12 protein-coding genes are annotated in these 15069 nt (G+C 59.0%); 3 read left to right on the forward strand and 9 right to left on the reverse strand.

Annotation, left to right across the window (positions count from 1 at the left end; genetic code table 11):
- Window positions 1-7: 7 nt before the first annotated feature.
- From IEV54_RS04305 to IEV54_RS04335, 7 genes are all read right to left on the reverse strand, one after another.
- Window positions 8-2182: a TonB-dependent receptor gene (locus IEV54_RS04305; RefSeq protein ID WP_188434320.1), complete on the reverse strand. Its 2175-nt coding sequence runs from the start codon at window positions 2180-2182 to the stop codon at window positions 8-10.
- Window positions 2183-2326: 144 nt separating this feature from the next.
- Window positions 2327-2860, reverse strand: a complete 534-nt coding sequence (locus tag IEV54_RS04310) for a CIA30 family protein (protein WP_188434321.1) — start codon at window positions 2858-2860, stop codon at window positions 2327-2329.
- Window positions 2853-3215, reverse strand: coding sequence for a DUF2237 family protein (locus IEV54_RS04315; protein WP_150276123.1), 363 nt, complete (start codon window positions 3213-3215; stop codon window positions 2853-2855). Before IEV54_RS04315 ends, IEV54_RS04310 begins: the two co-directional genes overlap by 8 nt.
- Before the next feature lie 28 nt (window positions 3216-3243).
- Window positions 3244-4323: a lipocalin-like domain-containing protein gene (locus IEV54_RS04320; RefSeq protein WP_150276124.1), complete on the reverse strand. Its 1080-nt coding sequence runs from the start codon at window positions 4321-4323 to the stop codon at window positions 3244-3246.
- A complete protein-coding gene (locus IEV54_RS04325) occupies window positions 4313-6784 on the reverse strand; it encodes an ABC transporter permease (protein WP_150276689.1) in 2472 nt (823 codons plus the stop codon). The genes IEV54_RS04320 and IEV54_RS04325 overlap by 11 nt, the downstream gene beginning before the upstream one ends.
- Entirely contained in the window at window positions 6784-7449 is a 666-nt protein-coding gene (locus IEV54_RS04330; protein WP_150276125.1) for an ABC transporter ATP-binding protein, read from the reverse strand. The genes IEV54_RS04325 and IEV54_RS04330 overlap by 1 nt, the downstream gene beginning before the upstream one ends.
- Window positions 7442-8530 carry an AraC family transcriptional regulator gene (locus IEV54_RS04335; protein WP_150276126.1) on the reverse strand — a complete coding sequence of 363 codons (1089 nt, stop codon included), beginning with the start codon at window positions 8528-8530 and terminating at the stop codon, window positions 7442-7444. Before IEV54_RS04335 ends, IEV54_RS04330 begins: the two co-directional genes overlap by 8 nt.
- A 117-nt stretch (window positions 8531-8647) precedes the next feature.
- Between IEV54_RS04335 and IEV54_RS04340 the strand changes: the two genes are divergently transcribed.
- Both IEV54_RS04340 and IEV54_RS04345 read left to right on the forward strand, forming a co-directional pair.
- A complete protein-coding gene (locus IEV54_RS04340; RefSeq protein ID WP_150276127.1) occupies window positions 8648-9559 on the forward strand; it encodes a TauD/TfdA dioxygenase family protein in 912 nt (303 codons plus the stop codon).
- Window positions 9552-10343, forward strand: a complete 792-nt coding sequence (locus IEV54_RS04345; protein WP_150276128.1) for a 2-keto-4-pentenoate hydratase — start codon at window positions 9552-9554, stop codon at window positions 10341-10343. The genes IEV54_RS04340 and IEV54_RS04345 overlap by 8 nt, the downstream gene beginning before the upstream one ends.
- Before the next feature lie 260 nt (window positions 10344-10603).
- Here the strand turns inward: IEV54_RS04345 and IEV54_RS04350 are convergent, their stop codons facing one another.
- Window positions 10604-12391: an acyl-CoA dehydrogenase C-terminal domain-containing protein gene (locus tag IEV54_RS04350; RefSeq protein ID WP_150276129.1), complete on the reverse strand. Its 1788-nt coding sequence runs from the start codon at window positions 12389-12391 to the stop codon at window positions 10604-10606.
- 319 nt (window positions 12392-12710) lie between these two features.
- Between IEV54_RS04350 and IEV54_RS04355 the strand changes: the two genes are divergently transcribed.
- Window positions 12711-13070, forward strand: coding sequence for a hypothetical protein (locus tag IEV54_RS04355; RefSeq protein ID WP_150276130.1), 360 nt, complete (start codon window positions 12711-12713; stop codon window positions 13068-13070).
- Window positions 13071-13188: 118 nt separating this feature from the next.
- Here the strand turns inward: IEV54_RS04355 and IEV54_RS04360 are convergent, their stop codons facing one another.
- On the reverse strand, window positions 13189-14979 hold the full coding sequence (locus IEV54_RS04360) for an acyl-CoA dehydrogenase C-terminal domain-containing protein (RefSeq protein WP_188434322.1): 1791 nt from the start codon (window positions 14977-14979) through the stop codon (window positions 13189-13191).
- Between the last annotated feature and the right edge of the window lie 90 nt (window positions 14980-15069).

The raw sequence follows: 15069 nt of genomic DNA on the forward strand, positions 1-15069 counted from the left end.
CCTCTGCTCAGAAATCCAGCGTGGTAGAGACGATCAGCGTACGCGGCGCGCCAACGGTCAGATAACCGGAGCCCGGGTAGCCACCGGCCGACGCCCAGTAGTCGCGATCAGCCACGTTCTCCACGCGAGCACGCAGGGTCACCTGCTGCGCATCGTTGATGAAGGTGGTGTAGCGCGCGCCCAGATCGAAACGGGTCCAGGACGGGACTTCCTGGGTATTGGCCAGATCGGCGTACTGTTCGCTGGTGTAGATCGCCCGGGCATCCAGCGCCAGACCATTTACGCCCGGTACCATCCAGTCAACGCCCAGATTGGCCTGGGTAGTCGGCGAGCCGATAGCTTCGTTGCCATCCACATCTGCGTCCAGCAGGCTGATGCCACCGAGCAGCGACAGACCCGAGACCGGCTGACCGAAGGCGCTCAATTCGAGGCCGCGATTTTCCTGATGGTCGACAATCTTGTAGGTATTGTTCTCCACGCCGCCAATCGGCTTGCGGCTCTGGAATACGCCTACGCTGCCGCCGAACCGGCCACCGTCATACTTCAGACCAATTTCGCTCTGCCGAGTCTTGTAAGGCTCAAGCACTTCACCCTCGTTGTTCAGCGGCGGCTGACCGGAGCCGGCATTGGCCACATCACCCTTGACCAGGCCTTCAATGTAATTGGCATAGGCTGAGAACTCGGGATTGATCTGGTAAACGATACCGGCGATTGGCGTGACCGCGCTTTCCGAATACTCCGCAGTCTCAGCGCCGGAAGTCGCGTCATAGCTGTGGGTCTCGATGTTCTGGTGGCGGGCGCCCAGGGTGACCAACAAACGATCGTCCATCAGCGCCAGCGTATCGGCCAGGGCAACACTGCGAGTATCAACTTCTTCGGTCACCAGCGGACTGTCGAAGCTACCGCCGATAAAGGCAGTAGTCGGTGGCGCGGCGACGTCGGTCGGCGCGTACAGATTGCTGCCAAAACCGGCGAAATCGGAGAAACCGAACGCGTTGCGCGACTCGGAGGAAAACACCGCTGCCGACAGCGTGACCGTGTGACCTACAGAGCCGGTGGCGAAGTTGCCGCGCACGCCCGCTTCACCGGTCTTTACCTCGTCTTCGCGCACATTGTTGAAGCGATAGGCGTTGGTGTCACCCGCAGCATTGATCAACGTGGGGTTGGCGAAATCGCCGGACTCTTCCCCATTGCGCAGACCGCCAGCAATCCAGCCAGTCAGATTGTCGCGGAAATCGTATTCGGCGCGCAGGGTCCCGAAAGTGTCCCGGGCGCTGGAGTAGGTCCAGGGCTGGGCAATGCTTTCAGAAGCGTCCGGTGCGGACGGAATATCCAGACCGGGGGCGATGGTTATATTCGGCTGCGACCCGTCCAGACGATGATCCTGATAACCCACATCGGCTGAAACCCGCATGTTGCCCTCGCGGAAGTCGGCGCCCAGCGCGACCACATCCAGCTCGGTGGACTCACCATCAACGGCGGTATCGCCATCGCGACGCGCCATGTTCAAACGCAAACCGAAGCGGTCGTCCTCGGAACGGCGAGCGAAGTCACCAGCCACATAGGCCTGGCCGCCGGAGCGTACCCCGGCAGTGACCTGGCTCAACGGCTGGTTCGGCGCCCGCTTGGGCACGATGTTGATAGCGCCACCCAACCCGCTGCCGCCGGGCGCAGCGCCATACAGAAAGGCATTGGCGCCGCGCAGCACTTCAACCCGCTCGATGAACTCGGTACCCAGATACTGACGTGGCAGCAGACCGAACAGGCCGTTGTAGGACATGTCATCGGAGAAGATGGGCAGACCGCGTACCAGATATACCTGCTGGAAATTACCGAAGCCACGGGCCACGCGCACTGCTGGGTCGTTGATCAGCACCTCACCAACGCTGGCCGCCTGCTGGTCTTCGATCAGCATCTCGGTGTAGCTGGTCAGCGCAAAGGGCGTTTCCATGTAGTCCTTGTTACCCAGAATGCCAATCCGCCCGCCGCTTGCCACCTGACCGCCGGCGTAGGGTGCCGGCAGGCCTTCGGCGGAGGCATCCGCGCTGGCACTAACCACTGTGGTAGGCAGCTCGATTGCACTGGCCGGCTCATCCTGAGCAGATGTTTGGGCATGCGCCAGCGGAGCCAGTGCCGTTAGCGCCAGGGAAAGGGCGGAAAGCTTGAAATAAGGAGTCGGCATGGGAGGCAGCTCTGAAGGATAAGTAAGGGAAACCGTAACGACAGAACGCACGCGTGGCGCACAAATATGTTCGTCGTAATACAAACGGTTCGCATTCTACTTATCATGCAGAAACTTTCCCACCCCTTTTTGTTCAGCATTTACTCAGATGTAGAAACCGGCCCGGCGCACGCAGACATCGACGTCGAACGCTTCGCCAATGGCAACCACTGCAATGCTCTTGATCTGCGCGGGGTCCAGCTCAATGTCAGTACGATGAGGGCTGAGCTGCGAGTAGGGTATATTGAAACGGATCCAATACGGCTCCACCCGCAGAGTATGGCGATAGGATTGCCAGGGCCTGTCCAGTTGGCTGGTCTTGATATGCAGATTGTATTCGTGGGCGGGGCCGCACAATTCGATAAACAAGCCTTGGAAATTGGCCAGGGAATACGCCGGCCCGATATCCAGCTTCATCTGCACAAAGCCGCCATTGTTATCCAGACTGGTCTGCCCGGTCAGACAGCTAGCACTCGAATTGCTCCGCTCGCACTGACTAACCCGTGCATTGGACACGCCACCCATCACCTGATCGCTGATCGCCACCCAGGGCGAGGGCACATCACGCTGCGCTCGATAGACATCGATCAATCGATCCTCTTCGACTTGAGGACCGTGTACCTCCAGAGCCTCACTCATACGCCTGCAACACCTCAAGACTGATGATCTCGGTCGCCTTTTCGTGGCAGGCATCGAGCAACACCGGAGGTGCAACGCCCGCCTCGTAGGCTTCTTTCCAGCGACTGGCGCAAAGGCACCACCTGTCACCCGGCTTGAGCCCGGGAAAGTCCCACTCGGGCCGGGGCGTGATCAGATCATTCCCGCGCTCCAGGCTGTATTGCAAAAAGGTGTCGGTCACTACCGCGCAAACCACATGCCGGCCGAGGTCGGCATCACCGGTATGGCAAAACCCGTCCCGGTAAAAACCGGCTTTGATTTGATTGCAACATGGCTCCAGGGCGGTGCCCAGAACGTTCTTCGCACTGTTGGCCATTGCGTGTTCTCCTTTTACATTAAATTAGTCAGTACCCGGTCATCTCAAGATAGCCGACACCAGTGTGGCTACCAGTAACCTTGATGGGACCCTCCCAATAGGGGATCCCGGTGCCCATCCACGCCTGCTCGTTCAGCGCCTGCACTTCGATATCGAGCCCCTTGCCTGTCACCTGCAATCGCCAATGGGTCGGCAGAGTGCGTCCTGCGACCTCGGTTTGCGCCAGCGGGGTCATGGTGATGAGCTCCTGGTCCAGCGGCTCGCTGACTCCGTTCGGGGTAATCCAGGTGCCCGAGTAAAAATGACTGCCATCGTCACTGCGCAGGCGAAAAAGCATCAATTTGTTGCCATCGTGCAGATGCAGTGAAAACCAGTCCCACCCCTGCTGATCCTCTGCCAGCGGCTGACTGCTCCATTCCCGGTCGAGCCAGGCACTGCCGCTGACCTTGTGTTGTTCCCCTTGCCACTCGATTTCGCCTTCAACCTGATAGAACGGCTGGCTGTAGTACCAGGACGCTTGGCCACGATCCGATTTGCGGCTGAAACCGCGTTCACCATGCAATACCAGCGGCCCCTCTGCCTGCAGACTTAATTGGTATTTGAAACCCTCCGAGGCGGCGCTGACCTGCAGGGGGCTTAGCTGCCCGTCGGCATCACCTTCCAGGGACCAGTCATCAATCCAGGCTTGGAAAGGCTCGACCCGCACGCCAGCCTGACCTATACCTCCCCGGGCCAGGCGGTCGGCATGCTGATGCCCATCGGCATGGGTCAGGCCGGCGTGGCCAAGCCAGACCTGCGCACTTTGCCAGCCATCTTGTGCCTCTTGCTCGTTCTGCGGAGCCATGGCCTGACGAAAGAGTGTCCATTGTGCGCCCCACGCCTTGCCCTGCTCATCTGTCAGGTTGGCGGTGACGTACCACCATTCGATCCGATAGTCGGGGTGGGCGGCAAAATCGGCTGGAAAGCGCAGCGGCTCGCCCGGGGTAACGGCGCTGAAACCTTCCGCCTCACTTCCCAAACCGGCAAAGCCAGCAGGCGCGGTCGGCGGGGAGCTGTCACAGGCCGCCAGGGAGCTCAGAATCAATGCGCACAGCCATTTAGGCACCATGGGTAAAACTCCTCAGCAAGCGCGCGGGCCCGGTGCGCATGATGCGCCAGGCAGGGCCGATGCTCGCCAGCAATACCGCGGCCAGGGCCAGCAACACCAACAACAACCATTGCCGTGGAAACCAGTGCCAGGGCAGGCGCCAGCCGAATGCCTGCACATTGACCACTTCGACCAGACACCAGGCCAGCGCCAGCCCAAGCGGAATGGCCAGCGCGCAGGTAAGTGCCGCCAGAACGAGCATTTGCGCCAGACTCAGCAGGGCCAACTGGCCCGGCCGCAAGCCCATTGCCCAGAGCGGTGCAAGCTGACTTAGTCGGCTGTCGGCCAGGCCCAGCAAGCTGGTAAACAGCGCCACCGCGGCAACCCCCAGGGTCAAGGTGTTAAGCGCGGCTGTGGCAGAGAATGTCTGTTCAAATATCTGCTGCGAATAGGCTTTCAGGGCAGCCTGATCAATCACCCGGCTGTCGCCCAGATCAAACTCTGTGCGCAGGTCGGAAGCTATCCTGGGCGCGGCGGCGGGTTCAGTCAGTATCCCGATACTGGTCAGTGGCAGATCGGGCCAACGCTGTTGCAACCCGGCGGCAGATACCAGCATCTGGCCCTTGGGATTACCATAATCGGCATAGCGGCCCAGCACGTTCAACGGCCAGACCCCGGCAGGGGTGTCCAGCATCAAGGTATCACCCACCGCCAGATCCAGACGGTAGGCAAGTTGCTCGCTGACCATGGTACCTGTGCCTGCAACCAGCTGAGGCCAGGGATCCGGGGCGTTTTCCAATAGTGGCCAGGTGTCGGCGTAGAGCGGGTGGTCAATAACACCGCTCAGCTGGGTGGGCCAGCCGCCGACACGCGTGTCCAGCTGCCAGCTGGGTAGCTGTGCGTGCACCTGAGGCTGATGGTTCAGCCATTTTTCAATGACATCCGCCTGTTGCGAGTCCAATGGACGCACATAGATATCGGCAGCCAGACGCTGGTCCAGCCAGCCGGTGAAGGTCTGGCGAAATCCTTCGGTCATGCTGCCCACGCCAATATTGGCAGCCAACGCCAGCAGCAGCGCCATCAGGGCCACGCTCAAGCCTGATAATTGCTGCTGACTGTCCGCCCAGAACCACTGCCGCACCGGACCGCCACGGCGCAACTGGGCCACTCGCAATATTGCCTGCAGGCACAGTGGCAACAACCAGGCGGCGCCCAGCAACAGGCAGGCGAGCAGACCAAAGCCGGCAAGCAGTGAGTCGCCCCAGAAAATCAGCCCGCCGGCCACCAGCAAGAGCAGCACACCAAGTACCGTTTGTCTTTTGATCATTCGGCCCTGGGCCTCTCTCCACGCCTGCGGTCTGGCCCAGGCCAGCACCGGCAGACGCATCGCCGCGAGCACACTACCTCCACCGGCAATCAGGGTCCCGAGCAAACTCATGCCCAACCCGGTAAGCCACCAGAGTGCATCCAGAGATAACTGCCCCGCCACCTGGGCACCATACAAGCCTCGCAAACTGGCCGCCAGATCACCAACCAGTAACGCCGCGAGCGCAAAACCGCTGAGTACTCCGAGACTGCCGCCCAGCAACGCCAGTATCAGAAGTTCGAACAGAAGAACTGCGAGCAGTGTCTTGAGACTGACGCCGCAGGCGCGCAACGTCTGCAGCAGACCACGACGCTGCTCCATGGCCAGATTGGCCGCAGCATGCACGATAAAGAGCCCGACCACGAAAGCCAGCAGACCCAGGGCGGTGAGGTTGAGGTGAAAACTGTCGGTCAGCCGCACCAGGTCATCCTCACCGCGGGTCTCCCAGACCAGCGACACACTCTCCGGCAGCGGCGGCAGGTCAGCGGCGAAGCCAGCGGCAACCACCAGCTGAGTGAGCTTTTCAGTCTGTTCCAGCAGCCGCTGTGCCTGACCAATATCCACCAGCAGCATGCCCGGCGGCAGGGTATCCACGACATGCAGCGGCGGAAGCTGTTCACCACTGGCCAGAACCGGGGTGTCACCGGCGGCAAGACCAAGTTCGCTAAGGGTATCGCCTGCGATCCAGGTAAGGCCCGGCGCCAGCATGAACGCCTGTAGCTGGCTCTGATCGCCGGCCTGGGTGGCAATGGTCCCTTCGCCGGGCAATGTCAGCGGCTCAATCCCGGTCAACTGCAACCGCCGCGTACCCTCGACACCGACCAGCTCCACTGTCCCGCTCAACATCGGCGACACCGGCCACCCTGCGCGGCGCAGGGTGATGAAGTACTGCTGGGAAAAGGGCTGACCTGCCGGGTCTACCAGGGCGGTTTGGGCGCTGCCAGTGAACAATTCCGCAGCCCGATCATAGCTTTCACGCGCCTGACTGTTCAGTGCCTGCACGCCGGTCCAGAGTGCCGTAGCCAACCACAGCCCGACCAACAGACAGCCGGCCTGCAACGGATGCCGACGCCAATGGCTGAGCAGGGTGTGCAGTACCCAGCCCCAGTGTCGGATCACAAATCACTCCCGTGCACTCGTCCAGACTTGAGCATTACCTGACGATCCAGCCGCGCAGCCAGGGATGCACTATGGGTGACCATCAACAGGCTTGAGCCCGCTTCCTGCACCAGCTCAAGAAGCAAGGCCATGACCTCGTCGGCGCTGCCCTCATCCAGATTGCCTGTGGGCTCATCAGCGAGCACCAGCGGTGGCCGCACGGCGAGCGCACGACCAACGGCAACCCGCTGCTGCTGCCCCCCGGAGAGCTGTTCGGGGTAGCGCTGCAGCAGTGCACTCAAGCCCAGCCGCTGCGCGAGCCAGCCCAGCCATTGATCGTCGATACGACCGGCCAACCGAGCCTGAAAGGCCAGATTGTCGACTACTCGCAGGGACGGGATCAGGTTGAACTGCTGAAAAATGACCGCTACCTGATCGCGGCGAAAGGCGGCCCGCGCAGACTCATCCAGGCCGGCAAGCGATCTTCCGGCAACGTGAACAGCGCCGCTATCGGGCTGATCCAGCCCGGCAACCAGATGCAACAAAGTGCTCTTGCCACTACCTGACTCCCCCATCAACGCAAGGCTCCTGCCCGCGTCAAGCTGCAGGCTGACCCCGTCGAGTACCGGAAGCTGCCCTTGTGGGCCTGGATACGATTTTTTCAGGTTGGTTACTTCAAGCACGTTGCGATTCTCCAGAGCCGGGATGCACCAGCGCATTGATCAATGGCTCTAATGTCTGTGTCGGGCGTCGTCTGCGCCAATGGTCCGGCGACAGGCCAGACCAGCGTTTGAACGCACGTGAAAAACTGGCCGCTTCGGCGTAGCCCAATTGCCGGGCGATGCTGTCCAGCCCCAGAGCGCTGTCGCTCAATAGCCTTTCGGCGAGGTTACGCCTGACCCGTTCGTCCAGTCTCCGGTACGGATGCCCCTCCTCGGCCAGACGGCGATGCAGGGTACGCTCGGACAGGGCAAGATGGGCGGCAACAGTTCGCGCCGGAAGAATCTGCCCGGAACGACTCATAAGCAGCTGCATCACCTGGCGCGCTAACGGCGCGTGGATATCTTCAAGGCTGTCACACAGATGCTGACACAGGTTTGCGCATGTTCGCTGGGTTAACGCGTTGGCCAGAGGCAACTCGGCATCAAGATCCGCGTCCGATATAAGCATGGCGTTACGGGGCGCCTGGGTGTTCACGGCACAGCCGAAATGCGCAAGATACAGCTCGGAGGTGCCCGCGCCGGGCACACAGATATCCATTCGCAGTGGTATGAAGGGCCGCTGCAGCAACTCGGAGAAAAGGCACTGCCAGGCAGTCATGCCTCGCTCCACCACCAGGCATTGCGCGTCAGCTGGCAGGACACCCTGATCCATTGTCATCAACACACCCTCAGGGTGATTCTGCAGACTCACGGGACAAATCGATAAGGATAGAGCTCTGAACTGGCTGGTTACGTCAATCGCATCACGCAGGGTGCGGCTCGCCAGCATCGCGTAACCCAGCAGACCCAGACTGGTCAGGTGGTAACGCCGGCCGACCTGCAGCCCAAGACCCGGCATTGAATGTCGAGCGACAAGATTGCGGATCACCGCGAGCTCTTGCCACAGCTCCACGCTTTCAATGCACTCGATATCCTGTTGGGATTCTGCCGCACAAGGTAAACCCGTATTGGCCAGGCAGGCCGCCAACTCGACATTGTTGTCCACTGCCACGTCGAGCAGAAAACGCAGATTGGTGTTATCTCTTCGCTGCCGCCAGTCCACATCATGCCCCTCTTAAAATGGCAGTAACTATCATACGGTGGCACAGTTTATCATGGAGGCAGTATAGGACCTGAGGCATGCTCGGCGGGTATCAACCTATAACAAGAGGTAACTGTCATGCCCGAATTTTTCTACACCTCTGCGAGCAACAACCAGGCACGCAGCAGCTCTCATTTCCGTACCGAGCCCGTTTGTGGCGGGCTCGGTGCCGACATCCACGACATTGATCTGAACAACCTGTCCGAGGATGGCCAGGCGGATCTGCGTCAGGCCTTGCTGGACCACCAGGTGCTTTTCATTCGCGACCAGTCGTTAAGTGTCACGCAGCTCGAAGCGGTATCACAGCGCTTTGGCGAATTCGGCGTGGAACCCTACGTAAAACCCATGGCCGATCACCCCCACGTGGTGCATGTGGTGAAGGAAGCCAGCGAGGGCACGCCATTTGTGTTTGGCGGTGCCTGGCATTCGGACTGGTCGTTCCAGGAACGCCCTCCGGCCTTCACACTGCTCTATGGTCACGACGTACCCAAGGTCGGAGGCGATACCCTGTTCAACAATATGTATCTGGCCTGCGAATGGCTATCGCCGGCTATGCGCAAGATGTTGCTGGGGCTAAACGGTATCAACACACCGGAATATGGCTATGGCCCCAATGCCAAACACAATGCGGGCCTGGAAAGCATGCAGATTCTTTACGGAGAGAATATCGACCACGATGTGCGCAGCCATCCGCTGATTACCCGCCACCCGGAAACCGGCCGCAATGTGCTGTTCGCCAACCCTGCCTATACTCTGGGGATAGAAGGCATGAAGGCCGAAGAGGCGCGCCCCCTGCTGGACTACCTGTTCTCGGTCGCCAGCGCACCGGCGTTTACCTGCCGTATGCGCTGGACGCCGGGTACCCTGGCTATCTGGGATAACCGCTGCGTATGGCACCAGCCGGTGTCTGACTACTTCGGCCAGCGCCGTGAAATGTACCGAACCACTGTTGTGGGTGAAAAGCCCGAACGAGGTAGCCTGAATGAATGAAGAAACTCTTTTCGATCCCAGGGGTGCAGCTCGGCAGCTGTATCAGGCGCGCCGGCATGTCGAGCCCTGCGATCCGGTTGCGGGCACTTACGAGATCGGCATGCTGGAACAGGCCTATACGGTCCAGGACGAACTGATCAAACGGTTCAACACTGCCGGTCACAAGGTAGTGGGCTACAAGCTGGGCCTGACTGATCCCAAGGCGCAGGCGCAGATGGCACTGGATACACCTTTGTTCGGCAAGCTGGTGGAGGGCTGGAGTTTTGCGGCCGGCGCGGAAATACCTACGAGCAAACTGATCTCGCCCCGAGTGGAGGGCGAAGTCGCGTTCATATTCAGTGCCGGTATCAATGATCCCAAGGTGGACGAAGAAACCCTCAAGAACAGTATCAGCAAGGTATTACCCGCGCTTGAAATATGCGACTCGGCGTTCGCCGGTTGGCCGCGCAGTCTGTTTGATGCTGTCGCAGACAACCTGTCATCAGGCTTTTATATGCTGGGCAATGAGGCGAAGGATGTTCGGGAGCTGGACTTCGCAAACATGACAATGCAGCTTTACCGCAACGGAGAAAAGGCCATTGAAGGCGACGCTCGCCAATGCATGGGCAGCCCATTGACGGCGTGCCTTTGGCTGGTCCGCGAACTGGCGGAGCGCGGCACACCGGTCAAGGCTGGTGATGTCATACTCTCAGGCTCGCTGGGCCCCATGCAAAAGGTCGAGAATGGTGACTTGATCCGCCTGGAACTGACCCAGCTGGGCACACTTGAATGCAGCTTCGAGTAGCCTGGGAGGCTGGGGAGTCTGGTCAAATTTCAGACAAAGAAAACCCCGCCGAAGCGGGGTTTTGCAGAACGTTGTTCCTGATCATCCGTGGATCAAGGTGCCTCCAGGCACTGTCCCTATTCCATTTCAAACTTGGTGCGTCCCTGCGTTGCTCCTAGCAAGATCCATATTACGGATCAGGGCAGGGACTGCCCATAGCTGATTGCCACCAGCGCGTGTAAGCCTTTACCTACAAAGCGCTCAATTGCGCATCCCGGCAATCAGAACTGCGCGGCATCCAGCTCGAACAAGGGCTCGCTACCGGAGCGCACAGCTTCACTCAAGGAGTGAATGCGCGGTAACAGGCGCTTGATAAAGAAGCGTCCGGTGCCCAGCTTGGCAGCGTAAAAACCGTCGCTGTCCTGATCCAGCTTGGCCAGAGCGGCCTTGGCCATACGCGCCCACATGTAGCCGTAAACCGTGTAGCCAAACACATGCAGATACTCGACAGAGGCTGCACCGATTTCGTTGGGATTGGTCTTGCTGCGATCAATTACCAGCGCAGTGAGCTCCTCCAGATTGGACAGCGCTTTTTTTAGCGGCTGCACAAAGTCAGCAAGGGCCTGATCCTGGTTGGCGGCAATAAATTCACGAACTTCCTCGGCAAATACCTTGAAGAAGGCGCCGCCATTGGCAACAGTCTTGCGGCCCATCAGATCCAGTGCCTGAATACCGTTGGTACCTTCGTAAATCTGGCCGATACGGGCGTCACGTACCAACTGTTCCTGGCCCCACTCGCGCACGTAACCATGACCGCCCAGCACCTGCTGACCATGCACACAGCTTTCAAGCCCGATATCGGTGAAGAACGCCTTGGCCACCGGCGTCAACAGCGCCACCAGGTCCTCGCCCTTCTTCTTGATCTGCGGGTCGTCGGCAAACTTGCTGATATCCAGCTGCGAACCGACATAGGTGGAGAACGCGCGGCTGCCCTCGGTCATGGCCTTCATGGTCAACAGCATGCGGCGCACGTCCGGGTGCACGATGATCGGATCCGCTGCCTGCTCCGGGGCAATCGCTCCGGTGGGGGAGCGGCTCTGAATGCGCTCGCGGGCATAGGCCACCGCGGTCTGGTAGGACGCCTCGCCACAGCCGATACCCTGGATGCCGATGGACAAGCGCTCATAGTTCATCATCGTGAACATGGCGTTGAGACCTTTGTTCACTTCACCGATGAGGTAGCCTTCGGCGCCGTCGAAATTCATCACGCACGTTGCAGAGGCTTTGATGCCCATCTTGTGTTCGATCGAGCCGCAACTGACAGTATTACGTTCGCCCAGACTGCCATCTTCCTTGACCAGGATCTTGGGCACCAGAAAAAGCGAAATACCCTTGGGACCAGCGGGTGCATCGGGGAGCTTGGCCAGAACCAGATGAATAATGTTTTCTGTCAGGTCATGTTCGCCACCAGTGATGAAGATCTTGGTGCCGGTAACCGCATAGGTGCCATTGGCCTGGGGAACCGCCTTGGTCCGGATGATGCCCAGATCGGTGCCGCAGTGAGGTTCTGTGAGGCACATGGTGCCGGCCCAGGAACCGCCGTACAGGTTGGGCAGATAGGCGTGCTTGAGTTCTTCGCTACCGTGGGCGTCGAGCGCGAGGCAGCAACCTGCTGTCAGTGCCGGGTAAAGCGCAAAGCTGTTATTGGCGCCGTAGACCATTTCCTCTACTTGCACGCCCAGCGTCTTGGGCATACCCAGACCACCAAATTCAGGGTTGCCTCCCAGACCCACCCAGCCGCCTTCCGCGTAGGTGGTGTAGGCCTGCTTGAAGCCAGCCGGGGTCGTCACTACGCCGTCGTTCCATTGGGCGCCTTCTTCATCGCCGCTACGGTTTAGCGGGGCAATGGTCTGCGAGGTGATCTTGCCGGCTTCCTCGAGCATGGCTTCAGCGGTTTCGGCATCGATTGCGCCGTTCAGGCCGGGCAGGCTCTGCCACAGCTTGTCGGCTTCGAATACCTCGTTGAGTACGAAGCGGATATCACGCAGGGGGGCTTTGTAGTCGGCCATGGGACACTCCTCTAGCAGTGGTTGCGCCCGGAACAGTCCGGGAAATGTCACAAGTGTAGCCCGGCAACGTTTTTGGTCATAGCGTCTTTAAATGACTAAATTGTAATTTCCGGTCACATAGCCAATTCGTTGCTTTTGTTATCAAAGGATCGTGCCAGTAAGTATCACAATTGCGCCCTTCAGTCAGGAGCGAACTCTTTGCGACCAAACCCCGCGGCACTGTGACTTTCGCTAAAGCAAGAACATCTCACTTCACCTGGTTGAATGGCACTCCACGATGCCAAACCCCAGGCTCTTAGTCCTATTAGGGGTAAAAAACATGCTTAATACTAATCACCACATTCCTTTCGCCCTTTGCTTTGCGTTATTTGTAACCGGATGCTCAACCTCTCCAACCACTAGCGACCTGATGCGCGACCATGCTGCTGAGCTGAGTGATCAGGTAATACTGAAAAGACAAATAGCCAAGGACTGGGATACGGGGAACAAAATGATTATTGATGGCGAAAAAGCCGTCAAACGAGCAGATCGTGCTGTACGAAGGGCCGAGCGTGAACTTAGTCGCGCCCAAGCCGATCTAGAAAATGCGCAAAATCAAATCAGTGAGGGCGCGCAACTGAAATTTGATAGTGAACAACGCTTTCGCACGCATTTTCCTGATGACTCATTATCTCTCTAGGCTCGATAGTGCGTTGACGTCATAAACATGTGTTTATCTACGCATTAAAAACAAAAAGCCCCGAACCAGTCGGGGCTTTTTTACTTACAGCTTAAAGCTTAAAGCTTGCCGCTGACTCTTAGAACTGCTCGGCAGTCATCTGCATCAGGCTCTCAGCACCGGACTCCAGAGCCTCGACGTGGGCCTGGGCGCGCGGCAGCAGACGCTTGAAGTAGAACTCCTGCGTGGCCAGCTTGGCCTTGTAGTAATCCACTTCGCTGGTGCCGGCATCAAGCTTGCTCTGCGCGGCAATCGCCATCTTCACCCAGAAGAACGCCAGGGTGACGTAACCGGAGAACATCAGATAGTCCATGGCGGCCGAACCGATCTCCTCACGATCCTGCATGGCTTTCATCGCGATCTTCTGCGTCATCTCGCCCCACTGGGCGTTCAGCGCACTGACCTTCTTGATGTAATCACCAAACTGGGCGTTGCCTTCGTTTTCCTTGCAGAACAGGTGCACTTCCTTGGTGAAGGCACGCAGCATCTTGCCCTGGGTCATCAGTACCTTGCGGCCGAGCAGGTCGAGTGCCTGGATGCCGTTGGTGCCTTCATAGATCAGACCGATGCGGCAATCACGCAGTTGCTGCTCCTGACCCCATTCGCGGACATATCCGTGACCACCGAAGATCTGCACACCGTGGTTGGTTGCTTCCAGACCGGTTTCGGTCATGAAGGCTTTACAAATGGGCGTCAGGAACGCCAGCTGCTCTTCGGCATTCTCGCGCTCGGCTGCATCCTTGGAGTAATGCGCCTTGTCCAGCAGTTGCGCGGTGTAATAGGCCAGCGCACGATTGCCTTCGTTGAAGGCCTTCATGGTCAGCAGCATACGGCGTACATCGGGGTGTACGATGATCGGATCGGCGGGCTTGTTCGGCTCGGCCGGGCCGGAAAGGGCGCGCATCTGCAGGCGATCCTTGGCGTAGGCCAGGGCGCTCTGATAGGACGCTTCACCGTGACACAGACCCTGCATACCAGTACCCAGGCGGGCGTGGTTCATCATGGTAAACATGCAGTTGAGGCCCTTGTTGACCTCGCCGATCAGGAAGCCCTTGGCATCGTCGAAGTTCATCACGCAGGTAGCCGATGCCTTGATGCCCATCTTGTGCTCGATCGAGCCACATTTGACGCCGTTACGCTCGCCCTTCTCGCCATTGGCGTCAGGCAGGAACTTGGGAACGATGAACAACGAAATACCCTTGGTGCCTTCCGGCGCGTCGGGGAGCTTGGCCAGCACCAGGTGTACAATGTTCTCGGCAAAATCATGCTCGCCGCAGGAGATAAAGATCTTGGTGCCAGTAATCTGGTAGCTGCCATCGGCCTGGGGTACCGCGCGGGTCTTGGTCAGGCCCAGGTCGGTTCCGCACTGGGGTTCGGTCAGACACATGGAACCGGTCCACTGCCCTGGTACCAGCTTGTTCAGGTACAGCTCCTTCTGCTCCTGACTACCATGGGCACGGATAGCTGCAGCGCAGCCCTGACTCAAACCCGGATACATGCTCCAGGCGTAGTTGGCAGAACCGATCATTTCAGCCACTACAAATCCGAGGGATGCCGGCAGACCCTGACCGCCAAACTCTTCGGGTCCTGTCATCGACGCCCAGCCGTTGTCCACGAACTGCTGGTAAGCTTCCTTGAAGCCTGCAGGTGTAGTAACGACGCCGTCGTCGATATGGCAGCCTTCCTCGTCACCGGTACGGTTCAGCGGTGCGAGCACTTCACCAGCAAACTTGGCGCTTTCTTCCATCACCGCGGAAATCAGATCCGGGGTCGCTTCGGTCAACTCGAAACGCTCGTAACCGGCGCCGAAGTTGTGCAGTTCTTCCATCACGAAGCGCATGTCGCGCAACGGAGCTTTGTAATCAGGCATGGTTCAATCTCCTAAAGAAACACCTGGCATGTGCCAGGCGTCAGAATTCATACAGTCGTTTGAACACTATGCCGCCAGGCCCTGTCGGTC

Origin of the sequence: Halopseudomonas salina (assembly GCF_014637955.1) — a bacterium.
Lineage (GTDB): Bacteria > Pseudomonadota > Gammaproteobacteria > Pseudomonadales > Pseudomonadaceae > Halopseudomonas > Halopseudomonas salina.